Below are 13,388 nucleotides of genomic sequence, written 5' to 3'. Positions count from 1 at the left end.
GTTTAAAAATAAAATTGAGTGATTGAATTTAATATAAATAGCACGATAAAAAACAAGGCAATATGCAAGCCATTTTTTGAATTGGTAGCTACTCGAAATCCATTGAACATCAACGCGATAGCGTACACCAACAAAGGAAGTATGATCAACGAACTAATAGCTACGAGCATTAATTCCCATTTCATTTCAGAAAAGTTTTCTAATTGGTAGGCAGAATGAGCGACTTTTTCAAGAGCATTGGCAAAAATGGGAATTTCACTAATCCCTGTAATCAATACAAGAGGAATAATTCCAACCAAAATAGCATTGAAAATATCAATAAAACGCGTTTTTCGGTTGATGATTTTTCCTAAAATATAAAACAACAATAGATTGATAATCAATACAATGTTAGTTGTTTTTAATGAATCAAGCCACGAATTGTTATGAGTAGAAAAATGCAACAAACCGTTCATTTTATGATTAAACATCACACAACTTACATTAAGCATTACCCAACCCAAAAGACTTGTAACAAGCAATTTTTGCTCGGAATATTTCAAAAAAGGGTTGAAGAGGTGTTTCAATTCAAAGGAGTTCTTTTTCATTATTTCAAATCGTTTAGTTGTTTGATTTTCTCTATTAAATCGTCCATTTTATTTCGCATTGTGGGATAGGAAAGCTCGGCTTGTTTTGCCATTTCCTTAATGCTACCACTTGACAGGAAAAAATTGAGGATAAACTCTTGCTCTTCTCTTGTAAGTTTCAGATAGAGAGGCAATTCATACACACCCGATACCTCTGTAGAGCAATGGGTACATTTCATTTGGCTAACACTCAGTGCATTATCACAACTCGGACAAACCGTAGGGAGTTTGGTCATAGCAGAATGGTTTATTTTTATGGCTACAAATGTACATAAAATAATTCAAAAACTAAATAAAGTTAAAATATATTTTAATAAAATTAAAAATAGTATTTACAAAATGATGTATTTTAAGTGTAGGGGAGGAGTGTAGAGCTTTATTTTTTGTCATTCTATCCCATTTGGATTGCATTAAATGAGCAAAACTATTCTTGAAAAAGAAGCTGTCCGAAAAGTTTTGGACAGCTTCTTTGTAATAAGTAGTGGAGCTAAATAATCAAGAGAATTATATACCTTCATAATCACCGCCAGCATCGGCATTGTTGTTGGTATCGCGTTTTTTCTTCGGTTGTTCCACTTTATCGCCTTGCTTGAAACGATAGCTGAATGTGAGGTTGAAGGTTCTCGGCATCCATTGATTGTAATTGTATCTATCAAATTCTGCTGTGGAAACTACATTCTCCATTGCTCTGGTATTGAAGATATCTTGGATATTAAAACCAATTGTAGCGGTATTATTCCAAATCTGGCGGCTTCCTCCTAAGCTGATAGAGTACATCGCCTTACGGTCCATACTATTGGTTTTCTGCCCTCCTCTGTAGAAGGTTTGGATTTGCAAGCTGGTCTTTTTATCTGGCTTGAAGGTATTGGTTAATCTCAATCTGGATGAAAAACCTTGCCCATCATAGTCCATACTTTCGTAGCGACCAGTGGTTTTGTAGCCAAATAAATCCACATTGGCAATAATTTTCCACCAAGAATAAGGGTCAAACGAAGCGTTTAAATCCAATCCATAGGTAGATTCGTCTCCGATGTTCATAGGAGTGGTTTGGATTACCGTATTACCGTAGGCATCAATGTTTCTGGACTGGTACATCTTAAAATCATCCTTTGTATGTCTAAAATACAAGGTAGGATTTATTGTGATTTTAGATTTCTGAAGTGCGTAGCCCAATTCAAAAGAATCTACATAAGCGGGGTTCAAATCAATATTTCCAATAAATTGGTTTCTATTATCTTGATAAGAACGCACTGGGATTAGGAAAAAGGCTCTTGGTCTTCGGATTCTTTGGGTAAAATTAAATAATAACTGATTGTTTTTAGAAAGATTATAACTCAAAAATGCGGAAGGGAAAACATTGGTATAGTTTTTATCCCCTTTCTGATTGTTTCCATCCAAACGGGTGAAATCAAAATCGATGATGCTATTTTCTACTCTTGCTCCCAATTGATAGCCAAACTTTTCTCCGATTTTACTTTTAAATTGTGCGTACGCTGCGGAGAACATTTCATTATAAAATGCATCAAAGGTAAAGTCATTTACGGGTTGGTAAGCCGCATTGGCAATACTTTGATCTACGGTATAATCGTAGTTGTTCTCATTTCTATCCCATCGCAAACCAGATTCAAATTTTGATTTTTCGCCAATTGGTAGTTCGTGGTCTATCTTGGCGAGATAAGTTGTATTATTATTGATTTGATTTTCAATCACGCTAAGAGAATTACCAAAGGCAGAGTTTTCCAAGATGGTTCTATCTGTGGTGTTGTCATTTTTTTGAAAACTTGCTGCAAAGGTTAGGTTATGTCCTCGGTCATTAAGTTTTTTATCCAACCCAGCATCAAACTGATAGGCCAATCCTTTGGTAAATCCATCGCTGGTACGCAGTACATTGTCTAAGCCTGTGAGGTAAAGGTCTTCATAGTAATTGGTTTCGTTTTCACTGCTATTTCTGTTACCTCTCACCATTGCAGAGAAGTTCACAGAGGTTTTATCATTAAAATCATACACCAATCCAGAGGTAAGGTTGTAAGTCTTATTATAGCTGTTTGTAATACTTTCTTGATTGGAGCTCAAAGTAGTGCCTTGCGAGATTCCCGTTCTGTTGTTAAGGGTAAAATTAGACCTGGATGTAGAACGCCATTGGTTGTATCCACCACCGCCATTCACATAATAAGTAAGGTTACCACGTCTCCAGCTCAGGTTGGTATTCAGCCTTGTTTGTGGTAGGTAGCCTATCATTCCCTCTACACTTCCATTGAATCCCATCTGGCGTGTTTTTTTCAAGATGATGTTTAGGATACCGGCTGTTCCTGCGGATTCAAATTTAGAAGAAGGGTTGGTGATTACTTCTATTTTTTCAATCTGGTCTGCAGGGATAGATTGTAGGGCATTGCTATCATCCATTCCTAAGATGGAAGAGGGCTTACCATTAATTAAGAAAGTAACATTGCTCCCACCTCTCATAGAGACTGTACCATCAGACTCCACCGAAACCGAAGGAACATTCTGAAGAACATCTTGAAGACTTCCCCCTTTACTGATAAGGTCTTGAGCAGGATTATAAACTTTTTTATCAATCTCTACATTGTAAGCTTTGGAAGATACGGCTGTAATGGTTACTCCTTCTATATTTTTAGTAGGGGTAAGGGTAGCAGTACTCTCTGCATCCAAAACAAAGTTTTTTACATTGCCCCCAGAAATCTGTTGTGCAAAGTTTTGTTTTTTAAAATCTACCGCTTCTATGGTAATGTTATAATGGGCAGGTACCAGTTGCAAACTGTATTGTCCTTTTTCATCTGTAAGAGTAGCATCACTAAAGAGCTTATTGCTAGGATGGCTAAAGGTGACAGAAGCGTAGGGAATAGGATTGTTTTGCTTGTCCACAATTTTCCCTGTTACATTTACTTTTTCTTGTGCAAAAGCAAAAGCCGCCGCTGATAGTACCAGCGTTAATCCTAAGGATTTTTTTGTGAAGTTTTGAATGATTTCAGTTTGGTTCATTGAGTAATCGTTTATATATAAGTATTTTGTATAAAAAATATTCGGAGAAGCTATTGCCACTCCGAATGCTTAGATGATATTAATCAGCGTAGGTTAAATTTAATTTTCTTAAAATATGTTAAAGTAAGCTAAACGCACGAAATTTCATATATTCGTTTTATGGATTTAGCAGGATACTTTTCGGATATTGAGGATTATAGAATAGTGAATAAAAGTGTAACTATTTGCTTTCGGATATTTTATTGATTGGCTTGTTTGCTTATTTAAGTGGCGGTGAAGACTATGAGGAAATGGTATTATTTGCTGAAAATCATTACGATTTTGTAAAAGAATATTGTCAGCTTCCTAATGGAATACCTTCTCACGATACTTTTAACAGAGCGTTTAGTTCACTGAATCCGAGTGTTTTAAATCAATGTTTAGAGGAGTATTAATAAGGAAGGTACTTTGCCTGGGGGGCTCAATGTAACCCGAAGAGCCGCAGGATTGAATAAGAAATTGGTAAACTGAAAGTCATATCATTCTATGGAAGAATGGTTTAGTTTGGTAGTAAATGAGGAAAAGACCTTCAATAATATCAATAAATGGGTATCTTGCTTTGCCTTAGCTGTGAATGAAGAAAACGCTTAGATGAAGTGATACAATCTATGTGGGATACGGCACAAAGTATGAACGAACGCTTTAAAGAAACCTCCGAGGGCGGACTGGCAATTGCCGTAAATGTACCAGAGTGTTAAGTGAAATATAAAATACTTCCAATGTTCAATAAAAACTCCCCAACTTACTTAGGCTGGGGAGTTTAGTTAGAAATGCGTTAAATTACTTGCTTACAGCTTTATCCAAAACGGTTTTCATTTTGCTTACTGCACCGTCAAATGCCGCTTTAGGCGTATCGGCGTGGTTAGAAACTCTTTCAGGGTTTTTACCTTTTACCCTCGCTTCTATCACACATTTGATTTCTCCTGGAGTGTCTTTATTACTGGTTTCGTCTGAAAAGAACACTTCATAGCGTGTTACATAGCTTTCAAATCGTTTTAAATCTTTTTCCAATTCTCCTTGAAAATAAGTTTTGAATTCCGCTGATGTATCTACATTATTGTCTGAATTGATGATAATAACCATAATCTTAATGTTTTTAAATTTGTAGGTCTAAGGTAGTGAAAATTCATTTAAAAACAGAGGTTTTAACAAACTTTAACACGCGTTTATTTATCTACTCCAAACTTTTCCCCTTGTTGAAACTACTTTTAGGCAATTGCTCGAAGCTTCCCGCAAGGTGAAATAAAGTTTGAGCAATTGCTCGAAGCTTCCCGCAAGGTAAAATAGGGTTTGAGCAATTGCCCGAAGCTTCCCACAAGGTGAAATAGGGTTTGAGCAATTGCTCGAAGCTTCCCGCAAGGTGAAATAGGGTTTGAGCAATTGCCCGAAGCTTCCCACAAGGTGAAATGAGGTTTGAGCAATTGCCCGATGCTTCCCGCAAGGTAAAATAGGGTTTGAGCAATTGCTTGAAGCTTCCCGCAGAGGTGAAATAAGGTTTGAGCAACTGCTCGAAGCTTTCCACAAGGTGAAATGAGGTTTCAATTTCATTCAATAGGGTCGGGTTTTAACCCGACTTCTGAGATGGTTTCCACAAAACAAAAAAGCCATTAATAAGAATATAATGGCTTGAGGATAGAAGATTTATTTTTTAATATACGATAAAATCAAATCTATGGTTTCTTCTTTGTTGATGTGGCTATTGTCAATGAGGATGGCATCTTCAGCCTGTTTTAGAGGAGAGATTTCTCGTTCGCTATCTATTTTATCTCGTTTTATGAGGTTGTCTCTTACTTCCGTTTCGGTGGTGTTTTCTCCCATTGAGAGCAGCTCTTGGTATCGTCTTTTGGTACGCTCTTCTATGCTGGCGGTAAGAAAAAATTTATAATCAGCATTGGGAAGTACCGTAGTGCCAATATCTCTGCCATCCATAATGACGCCACCATTCTCGGCAATGCTTCTTTGGGTGTGCAGTAAGAAGGCTCTTACTTCGGGTTGCTTTGCAATGAAGCTCACCCATTCTGAAACCTCGGGCTGGCGTATTTCTTTGGAAATATCCTTTCCGTTGAGAAAGAGTACCAGCTGCCCATCAAGGTCTTTAAATTCTAAAACCACATCTTTCAATGAACTGAAAAGCAATGCGGTGTCTATCTCATCATTACTAAAGCAATGCTGTAAAGCAAAGTAGGTAATACCTCTGTAAAGGGCTCCCGTATCCATATGCACAATGCCTAAGCGTTCGGCAATGATTTTGGAAATGGAACTTTTACCTGTGGAGGAGTATCCGTCTATGGCAATAACTGGTTTTCTATTCATAATTTATCTTCTATTTCCTGAAAGTTCGGTAATATCTAAGGTGAGACCCAGCATATTGAGGTGGGAAGCATTGTGGTATCTGGCGTGGGTATAATCAAACCTAAACGAGGAAATTTTTACCCCAAATCCTGCGGAAAGTCCTGCAAAGCTTCTTTGGTCCATTACGGCAAGTTCATTACCACGCTTGATGTTGTACCCCAATCGGATATTGAAGGCATCTTCTGGAAATAGCTCTGCCCCGAAGGAGAAATGATCCATCACCTTTCTTCCAAAGCCCACTTTTTGTTCATTGTTATTGTACTCGGAAGAGATGTCAAATTTTTGCAAATCGTGTGCTGTGATGGTGATGGCTATGGGAAATTGCTCCAAAATTTTGGTATATCCCAAATCTATCCTGAAAGGTAAACGCTCTCTAACGCCATTGTAAGTTTTAAACTGATAACCGAAGTTTCTTGCCACCAAACTGAGGGTTTCCTTATCCTTATTATTGTGGTAAGTAATGGCACCCGTAGCCGCAATCCCCATAGAAGTAAAATTGTCAATTTTAGAACTTACAAAGCCAATGCTTCCCCCTATGGTCCAGTTTTCTTCAAACTGATAAGCATAGCCCACGCCCACAGCGGCATCTATGGCATTAAATTCTCCAGAGGTAATGCCACTTTCATCCGTTCTGGGCATACTTCCGTAATCCATATATTTGGCATAAGCCGAAATGAGATGACCGTGATTTAAGTCTTTGGCATAAGCCATTGTCCCATATTTGGAATCTGCGAGATAAGAAGCGTAGTTGATAGCCAATCTATTGTCCATATCCAAATGATTAAGTGATGGATTAACGCCAGTGAAATTAACATCATAATCCCTGATGGATACCGCATCACCTCCCAAAGCGGCTTGCCTTGCCGAAACAGGAAGATTAAGAAAAGGATAGACATTAGCTCCGTTTTGTGCCCATAAAGACACGGAACTAACTCCTAGAATAATAGCAAAAATCGACTTTAACTTCATAAGATTACAACCTTGCAAAAATAACTTATTTTGTGTTTGAGGAAAAATTATTATATAAATTATTTTATACTAACGAAATTATTTACATTTCATTATCTTTGCACAACCTAAAAATCAACATTCAAATGAAATACAAAAGAATTCTTCTGAAACTAAGTGGCGAAGCGTTAATGGGAAGCCGACAGTATGGTATTGATAACGATAGACTAAAAGAATACGCCGAGGAAATCAAAAAAGTGGTTGATTTGGGCTGCGAGGTGGCGATTGTCATCGGAGGTGGTAATATTTTCCGCGGATTGGCAGGTGCAGCCAATGGAATGGATAGAGTGCAGGGAGATTATATGGGAATGCTGGCTACGGTAATCAATGGAATGGCATTGCAAGGAGCATTGGAAAACCTTGGCATCCATACCAGATTGCAAAGTGCAATAGAAATGGATAAAGTGGCAGAACCGTTCATTAAAAGAAGAGCTACCAGACATTTGGAAAAGGGAAGGGTAGTCATTTTTGGAGCAGGAACGGGCAATCCTTATTTCACTACAGATACTGCTGCTACACTTAGAGCAATAGAAATAGGGGCAGATGTTATCCTCAAAGGAACGCGTGTAGATGGTATCTATGATAGTGACCCTGAGAAAAATGATAATGCTGTGAAGTTTAATTCCCTTTCTTTTGAAGAAGTTTTCGAGAAAAATTTGAAAGTGATGGATATGACGGCATTCACCCTTAGCCACGAAAATCACTTGCCAATCCTTGTGTTTGATATGAATCAAAAGGATAATTTATTGAAAATCGTACAAGGGGAGCAGGTAGGAACATTGGTGAATTAAAGGTTCAATGTTTAATATTCAATATTCAAAGTATTAACTTAAAACTCAACATTCAAAACTCAAAACTCTAGTTATAATTTAAAATTAAAGTAAATGGAAGAATTAGATTTAATCATAGACACAGTGAAAAGCGAGATGGAAGCAGCAATGAAGCATTTGGATCACGCATTTCAAAAAATTCGTGCAGGTAGAGCTTCTACCACAATGGTACAAGATGTAATGGTAGAATACTACGGCTCTATGACGCCCATTACACAGGTGGCCAATGTTTCTATACCAGATGCAATGACCATTTCTATTCAGCCTTGGGATAGATCTGCTATTCAAGCCATTGAAAAGGCGATTATTGTTTCCAATTTAGGTTTCGCTCCATCTAATAATGGTGATACCATCATTCTTAATGTACCGCCTCTTACCGAAGAAAGAAGAAAAGATTTGGCTAAGCAAGCCAAAGCAGAAGGGGAGCAGACAAAGGTAACCCTCAGAAATGCTAGACAAGATGGAATGAAACATTTGAAAAAATTAGAAGGCGTTTCTGAAGATTTAATCAAAAATACAGAAGCGGATATCCAAGAGCTTACGGATAAATATGTGAAAAGCGTAGATGAACACGTGAAACTGAAGGAAGCGGATATTATGAAGGTTTAATTCAATATTATTTGATATTAGAATATTAATAAAAAAGCGTTTCGGAGATTGCCCGAAACGCTTTTTTATTATTTAATTTTATAAAAAATTGATTTACGAAAATGCATTAATCCCCGTAATATCCAATCCTGTAATGAGAAGGTGAATATCGTGGGTGCCTTCATAGGTAATCACCGATTCTAAATTAGCCGCGTGACGCATTATTGAAAAATCACCCATTATACCCATTCCACCAAGCATTTGACGCGATTCTCTAGCGATGTCTATTGCCATTTTTACATTATTTCTTTTAGCCATAGAAATCTGGGCAGGAGAGGCGGTGTGAGCATTTTTTAGGTTTCCTAGTTGCCAGCAAAGCAATTGAGCCTTTGTAATCTCGGTGAGAAATTCAGCCAATTTTTTCTGTTGAAGTTGGAAAGAAGCTATTGGTTTGCCAAATTGTTTTCTTTCTTTAGTGTATTGCAATGCAGTACAATAGCAATCGATAGCAGCACCTATAACACCCCAAGAAATACCATATCTTGCAGAATTGAGACAAGATAGAGGTCCTTTCAGTCCAGAGATATTAGGAAGTAGATTTTCCTTAGGAACTTTTACATTATCAAAAACCAATTCCCCTGTTTTGGAAGCTCTTAGCGACCATTTGTTATGGGTCTCAGGCGTAGTAAAACCTTCCATTCCTCGTTCTACAATGAGACCGTGTACTACACCATTTTCGTTTTTAGCCCATACTACTGCAATATCGCACAGAGGGGCATTAGTAATCCACATTTTGGCACCATTTAATAAATAATGGTCTCCTTTGTCTTCAAAATGGGTTTCCATAGACCCTGGGTCAGATCCGTGGTTAGGCTCTGTAAGTCCAAAAGCTCCAATGAGGTCCCCCGTTGCCAATTGAGGGAGGTATTTTCTTTTCTGTTCTTCAGAACCATACTCATAGATAGGAAACATCACAAGGGAACTCTGAACAGACGCCGCAGAACGCACGGCAGAATCTCCTCTTTCTAACTCTTGCATAATGATACCATAGGAAATTTGGTCAAGACCTGCACCGCCATATTCTTCTGGAATATAAGGGCCTAAGGCTCCAATGCTTCCTAACTCCTTCATTAGATTAGGAATATCTTTATGATGCTGTGCGGCTTCATCTATCTGAGGCATTACAAAACTTTCCACCCAATCCCTCACCGATTGGCGAATTAGTTTATGCTCGTCTGTAAGTAAATGGTCTAAGGAATAATAATCTGGAATTGAATTTAATGGATAATAAGACATAGAAAATATTTTATGAAATTGAACTAGATTATTGTTTATCGCTAGAAGGGGTTTGAGATTTTACTTCTGCGGCTGTTATGATAGGATTAATTACTTTACAATCTTCAGATTTTAAGTAGTTTTCAGTATCAAAGGTTACCGATTTTCCATTAGCATATTTTTCACCAGAAGCATCGTATTTGCCAGTACCTTCGTAGAGTTTATTGTCTTTTTTGAGAAACCAAATTTCTTTGACTCCCGTTGTCCCATTAGAAACATAGGAGTAATCTACTTTTAGAGTGTCATCGGTAGAAAATCCTAAAATTTCTCCAAAAGAATGTTCTTTATTGGCGTTTTTATAATAGAGTTTTCCAGAGATGGTACCCAGATTGTCGTCTATGGAAGCGAAGAGCGTATCGTTTCCTTTTGCTAGAATATAACAATGAGATGTGGCTGAAAGTGTGGAGTCTGCAACACTTTCCGTATCTGAAAATACCCCTGTAGAATCGGTGTTTTTTACTGCAATAGACTCTGTTTTTTTACTGCAAGATAACGCCATTGCCAATACAGAAACCGACAAGATGAATGTTTTCATTTTTACTTCAATTTAGTTTTCCTCAAATTTAAGAATAAAATAAAAAACCAGCAAATGCCAATGGTAAAAATGGAATTAAAGAACGGCTAAATCTAAAAATATTTGTAAATCAAAGTGATATAATTTTTCAGAATGTCTTGATGAGATTTTTATTTTACGAAATGAAATAAATTTCATACTTTTGGCGTATGGAAAATTTTATAGTATCAGCACGAAAGTATCGTCCACAGGAGTTTGACACCGTTGTGGGGCAATCTCACGTTACTGATACTCTAGAACACGCTATTGATAACAATCAGCTGGCTCAGGCATTATTGTTTTGCGGGCCTCGTGGGGTGGGGAAGACCACTTGTGCAAGGATTCTAGCAAGGAAAATTAATGAGAAAGATGGCTCTACCTCAGAAGATGGCTTTGCTTACAATATTTATGAATTGGATGCCGCTTCTAATAACTCGGTGGATGACATTCGGGAGTTGATTGATCAAGTGCGTTTTGCTCCACAAGTGGGAAAATACAAAGTCTATATTATAGACGAGGTGCATATGCTTTCTAACCAAGCATTTAATGCTTTTCTTAAAACATTAGAAGAACCGCCTGCCCACGCCATTTTTATTTTGGCAACTACGGAGAAGCATAAAATTATTCCTACCATTTTGTCCCGTTGTCAAATTTATGACTTTAAAAGGATTACAATAGAGGACATCCAAGAGCATTTAAGAAAAATAGCGGATAAAGAAGGCATACAATATGAAGATGATGCCCTTTATCTTATTGCTCAGAAGGCTGATGGAGCCCTTCGGGATGCCTTATCCATCTTTGATAGATTGGCGACTTTCAGCCAGAAAAATATCACCCTTACCAAGGCTGCTGAGGTTCTCAATATTTTAGATTACGACCAATATCTTAATATTGCAGATTTAGCTAAAGCGAATGATATTTCTGGGCTTTTGTCTGCGTTTAACGAAATCATTAAAAAAGGATTTGATGCTCATATTTTTATTGGAGGATTAGGCAATCACTTCCGAGATTTGATGATGGCACAGAATCCTACAACACTCAATCTGATTGAAGTAGGAGAAAAAACTAAGGAAAAATTTGCCACTCAAGCCAAAAGTTGGACGGCACAAGAGCTAATAGACGCTATAGAGATATGCAACCACGCAGATATCAATTATAAAAATTCTAAAAACCCAAGACTTACGGTGGAGATTGCGTTGATGCAATTGGCATCGCTATCGGTAGAGGGAAATTCTAAAAAAAAAAGTTCAGAATCTTAGCACCACTCCTTGAGAAAGCGGCGGAAGAGCTTATTCAATCTAAAGAAAAAACACCAGCAAAGGCTATAGAACCTTCAAAAGAAGAGGTTTCTCCTATAAAGAAGGCTACAGCGCCCATTTCCAATGGGAAAAGAGCAGGGAAATTTAGCATTGAAACCAAGTTGAACGAAACGGAGCAAGAAGAGGAAGTTTTAGAGGAAGGCAATGAAGAATCTTTGCCTACCAATCATTTCACCGAAACGGATTTGCGAGAGGAATGGCGATTGTTTCTAGGGGAACTTAGGAAAAAAGAGCCTCTCATTTTCAATGCTATCTATGGTTTTAGACTCTCTAAGAAAGATGAAAATACCATACAAGTCAATTACCCTTCAGATACAGCAAGGGCTGAGTTTTCAAAGGTACAAGGCAATTTTTTCAATCATTTCAAGCATAAAGTAAAACATTTTAAGATAGAAGTAATCTATCAAATGGATGTCGCTTTGAAAAAGGAAATAGAAACCAAAAGAAGCCTTTTTGAAAAAATGATGGAGAAAAATCCGTTACTGAAGGATTTAGATGATTTACTAAAATTTGATTTCTCATAATTATTTTATTTATTTGCATTTTATTTTTAGGCTAAAAGAATGCTTTTAGCTTTATTTTACTTATTTAATATGGAATTAAAAGATTTAAAAAATGATTGGATTAATGAATTCAATCAGCCACTTATCATAGCAGGACCTTGTAGTGCAGAAAGCGAAAGCCAAATGCTAGAAACGGCTCAGAGAATAAAAAACTCTGGGGCTGGTGTTCCTATTTTCAGAGCAGGCATTTGGAAACCAAGAACTAAACCCAATGGCTTTGAGGGCGTGGGTGTTATCGGACTGAATTGGCTTAAAAAAGTAAAAGAGGAATTTGGCTTTAAAACGGCTACGGAGGTTGCCAATGCCCATCACGTATTTGCCGCTTTGGAAGCAGATGTAGATATTCTTTGGATTGGAGCTCGTTCTACGGTGAACCCTTTTACTGTGCAAGAAATTGCGATGGCACTTCGTGGAACAGATAAGCCCGTATTGGTGAAAAACCCAGTCAATCCAGATTTAGCTCTTTGGATAGGTGCTCTAGAAAGGCTATTGGGGCAAGGCATTCATAATCTTGGGGTAATCCACAGAGGATTTTCAAGTTATCAAAAAACGAAATATAGAAATATTCCCAATTGGCAAATCGCTTTGGACTTCAAAAATCAATTTCCGAATATCCCAATGCTGGTGGACCCGTCTCACATCTGTGGGAATAGAACGGGGCTGGCAGCGGTAGCTCAGGAAGCTCTTAATGTGGGATACAGTGGTGCCATTATAGAAAGCCATTGCTCGCCAGATGAAGCTTGGAGTGATGCAGCACAGCAGATTACGCCAGAAGTTTTGGCTGAGATGATTTCTAATTTTCAGATTAGAAATTCAGATATTTCTGGATACGAGGATGAATTGGGCAAACACCGTACATTGATTTCGGATATAGACTTTAATCTCATAGAACTATTCTCCCAAAGGATGAAAATTGCCGAAAAAATAGGGCAAGTGAAAAAGGAAAATAATATTGCCATCTTCCAACCAGAACGCTGGAAAGAGATTACGGAATATGCCTCTCAAAAAGCAGCAGAAACGGGAATGTCTCAAGAGTTTATAGAAAAAATCTTCAAAGCCATTCACGAAGAATCTATTGAGGTACAGAACAATGTAATGATAAAATCTCACTAAAAAGGTAAAGAAGGCTAAGGGTGTGGACTTAGCCTTTTTGTTTTGAATTTAAGGAATCAAGC

Annotated in this window: 15 protein-coding genes and 1 pseudogene; 7 read left to right on the top strand and 9 right to left on the bottom strand. The window is 37.6% G+C overall.

The annotated features are described in order from the left end of the window. Window positions 1-2: 2 nt before the first annotated feature. The 3 genes from ACFFUE_RS01340 to ACFFUE_RS01330 all read right to left on the bottom strand — a co-directional run bounded on the left by ACFFUE_RS01340 (window position 3) and on the right by ACFFUE_RS01330 (window position 3,626). On the bottom strand, window positions 3-587 hold the full coding sequence (locus ACFFUE_RS01340; protein WP_376832130.1) for a hypothetical protein: 585 nt from the start codon (window positions 585-587) through the stop codon (window positions 3-5). Next, entirely contained in the window at window positions 587-862 is a 276-nt protein-coding gene (locus tag ACFFUE_RS01335) for a DUF2089 family protein (protein WP_376832128.1), read from the bottom strand. The genes ACFFUE_RS01340 and ACFFUE_RS01335 overlap by 1 nt, the downstream gene beginning before the upstream one ends. 268 nt (window positions 863-1,130) lie before the next feature. Further along, a complete protein-coding gene (locus tag ACFFUE_RS01330) occupies window positions 1,131-3,626 on the bottom strand; it encodes a TonB-dependent receptor domain-containing protein (RefSeq protein WP_376832126.1) in 2,496 nt (831 codons plus the stop codon). A gap of 224 nt (window positions 3,627-3,850) precedes the next feature. On the opposite strand from ACFFUE_RS01330, the gene ACFFUE_RS01325 reads away from it, so the two are divergent. Next, a complete protein-coding gene (locus ACFFUE_RS01325) occupies window positions 3,851-4,060 on the top strand; it encodes a transposase family protein (RefSeq protein WP_376832123.1) in 210 nt (69 codons plus the stop codon). Further along, window positions 4,050-4,253, top strand: a pseudogene (locus ACFFUE_RS01320) (L-serine ammonia-lyase); the annotation flags it as partial. The gene ACFFUE_RS01325 and the pseudogene ACFFUE_RS01320, both read left to right, overlap by 11 nt. Window positions 4,254-4,445: 192 nt before the next feature. On the opposite strand, the gene ACFFUE_RS01315 reads toward ACFFUE_RS01320, so the two are convergent. The 4 genes from ACFFUE_RS01315 to porQ form a co-directional block, all read right to left on the bottom strand. Beyond that, window positions 4,446-4,748, bottom strand: a complete 303-nt coding sequence (locus ACFFUE_RS01315; RefSeq protein ID WP_327984686.1) for an HPF/RaiA family ribosome-associated protein — start codon at window positions 4,746-4,748, stop codon at window positions 4,446-4,448. A 91-nt stretch (window positions 4,749-4,839) separates the two neighbouring features. Next, the gene (locus ACFFUE_RS01310; RefSeq protein ID WP_376832120.1) at window positions 4,840-5,217 is read right to left on the bottom strand and encodes a hypothetical protein; all 378 of its coding nucleotides are present in this window, start codon (window positions 5,215-5,217) and stop codon (window positions 4,840-4,842) included. 89 nt (window positions 5,218-5,306) lie between these two features. Further along, window positions 5,307-5,978 carry a (d)CMP kinase gene (gene cmk / locus ACFFUE_RS01305; protein ID WP_327984685.1) on the bottom strand — a complete coding sequence of 224 codons (672 nt, stop codon included), beginning with the start codon at window positions 5,976-5,978 and terminating at the stop codon, window positions 5,307-5,309. A gap of 3 nt (window positions 5,979-5,981) precedes the next feature. Beyond that, window positions 5,982-6,986 carry a type IX secretion system protein PorQ gene (porQ, locus tag ACFFUE_RS01300; RefSeq protein ID WP_376832116.1) on the bottom strand — a complete coding sequence of 335 codons (1,005 nt, stop codon included), beginning with the start codon at window positions 6,984-6,986 and terminating at the stop codon, window positions 5,982-5,984. Between the two features lie 125 nt (window positions 6,987-7,111). On the opposite strand from porQ, the gene pyrH reads away from it, so the two are divergent. After that, window positions 7,112-7,816 (top strand): UMP kinase, encoded by a 705-nt coding sequence (gene pyrH / locus ACFFUE_RS01295; protein WP_327984683.1) that lies wholly within the window; start codon window positions 7,112-7,114, stop codon window positions 7,814-7,816. Window positions 7,817-7,909: 93 nt separating this feature from the next. Then, the gene (gene frr, locus ACFFUE_RS01290; RefSeq protein ID WP_376832114.1) at window positions 7,910-8,464 is read left to right on the top strand and encodes a ribosome recycling factor; all 555 of its coding nucleotides are present in this window, start codon (window positions 7,910-7,912) and stop codon (window positions 8,462-8,464) included. 93 nt (window positions 8,465-8,557) lie between these two features. Here frr and ACFFUE_RS01285 read toward each other — a convergent pair whose 3' ends face one another. Both ACFFUE_RS01285 and ACFFUE_RS01280 read right to left on the bottom strand, forming a co-directional pair. Further along, complete coding sequence (locus ACFFUE_RS01285; protein ID WP_376832112.1) at window positions 8,558-9,739, bottom strand: acyl-CoA dehydrogenase family protein; 1,182 nt, start codon at window positions 9,737-9,739, stop codon at window positions 8,558-8,560. A gap of 28 nt (window positions 9,740-9,767) precedes the next feature. Beyond that, window positions 9,768-10,313: a hypothetical protein gene (locus ACFFUE_RS01280; RefSeq protein WP_376832110.1), complete on the bottom strand. Its 546-nt coding sequence runs from the start codon at window positions 10,311-10,313 to the stop codon at window positions 9,768-9,770. A gap of 188 nt (window positions 10,314-10,501) precedes the next feature. Here ACFFUE_RS01280 and dnaX point away from each other — a divergent pair, with 188 nt between their 5' ends. The 3 genes from dnaX (at window position 10,502) to ACFFUE_RS01265 (ending at window position 13,326) form a co-directional block, all read left to right on the top strand. Beyond that, window positions 10,502-11,590 (top strand): DNA polymerase III subunit gamma/tau, encoded by a 1,089-nt coding sequence (gene dnaX / locus ACFFUE_RS01275; RefSeq protein WP_376832108.1) that lies wholly within the window; start codon window positions 10,502-10,504, stop codon window positions 11,588-11,590. A gap of 161 nt (window positions 11,591-11,751) precedes the next feature. Continuing rightward, entirely contained in the window at window positions 11,752-12,174 is a 423-nt protein-coding gene (locus ACFFUE_RS01270) for a DUF8439 domain-containing protein (RefSeq protein ID WP_376832107.1), read from the top strand. Between the two features lie 69 nt (window positions 12,175-12,243). Further along, entirely contained in the window at window positions 12,244-13,326 is a 1,083-nt protein-coding gene (locus ACFFUE_RS01265; protein WP_376832105.1) for a chorismate mutase, read from the top strand. Window positions 13,327-13,388 lie beyond the last annotated feature (62 nt).

The sequence above is a fragment of the Bergeyella porcorum genome (assembly GCF_042427575.1).
In the GTDB taxonomy this organism is placed as follows: domain Bacteria; phylum Bacteroidota; class Bacteroidia; order Flavobacteriales; family Weeksellaceae; genus Bergeyella; species Bergeyella porcorum.
The sequence above is the reverse complement of the archived record's forward strand: the minus strand, read 5'-3'. Positions and strand labels throughout refer to the sequence as shown.

Excerpts from the sequence above, each read along its gene's own strand:
- ACFFUE_RS01340 (WP_376832130.1), bottom strand. The coding sequence starts at position 587 with ATGAAAAAGAACTCCTTTGAATTGAAACACCTCTTCAACCCTTTTTTG.
- ACFFUE_RS01335 (WP_376832128.1), bottom strand. The coding sequence starts at position 862 with ATGACCAAACTCCCTACGGTTTGTCCGAGTTGTGATAATGCACTGAGT.
- ACFFUE_RS01330 (WP_376832126.1), bottom strand. The coding sequence starts at position 3,626 with ATGAACCAAACTGAAATCATTCAAAACTTCACAAAAAAATCCTTAGGA.
- ACFFUE_RS01315 (WP_327984686.1), bottom strand. The coding sequence starts at position 4,748 with ATGGTTATTATCATCAATTCAGACAATAATGTAGATACATCAGCGGAA.
- cmk (WP_327984685.1), bottom strand. The coding sequence starts at position 5,978 with ATGAATAGAAAACCAGTTATTGCCATAGACGGATACTCCTCCACAGGT.
- porQ (WP_376832116.1), bottom strand. The coding sequence starts at position 6,986 with ATGAAGTTAAAGTCGATTTTTGCTATTATTCTAGGAGTTAGTTCCGTG.
- pyrH (WP_327984683.1), top strand. The coding sequence starts at position 7,112 with ATGAAATACAAAAGAATTCTTCTGAAACTAAGTGGCGAAGCGTTAATG.
- frr (WP_376832114.1), top strand. The coding sequence starts at position 7,910 with ATGGAAGAATTAGATTTAATCATAGACACAGTGAAAAGCGAGATGGAA.
- ACFFUE_RS01285 (WP_376832112.1), bottom strand. The coding sequence starts at position 9,739 with ATGTCTTATTATCCATTAAATTCAATTCCAGATTATTATTCCTTAGAC.
- ACFFUE_RS01280 (WP_376832110.1), bottom strand. The coding sequence starts at position 10,313 with ATGAAAACATTCATCTTGTCGGTTTCTGTATTGGCAATGGCGTTATCT.
- dnaX (WP_376832108.1), top strand. The coding sequence starts at position 10,502 with ATGGAAAATTTTATAGTATCAGCACGAAAGTATCGTCCACAGGAGTTT.
- ACFFUE_RS01265 (WP_376832105.1), top strand. The coding sequence starts at position 12,244 with ATGGAATTAAAAGATTTAAAAAATGATTGGATTAATGAATTCAATCAG.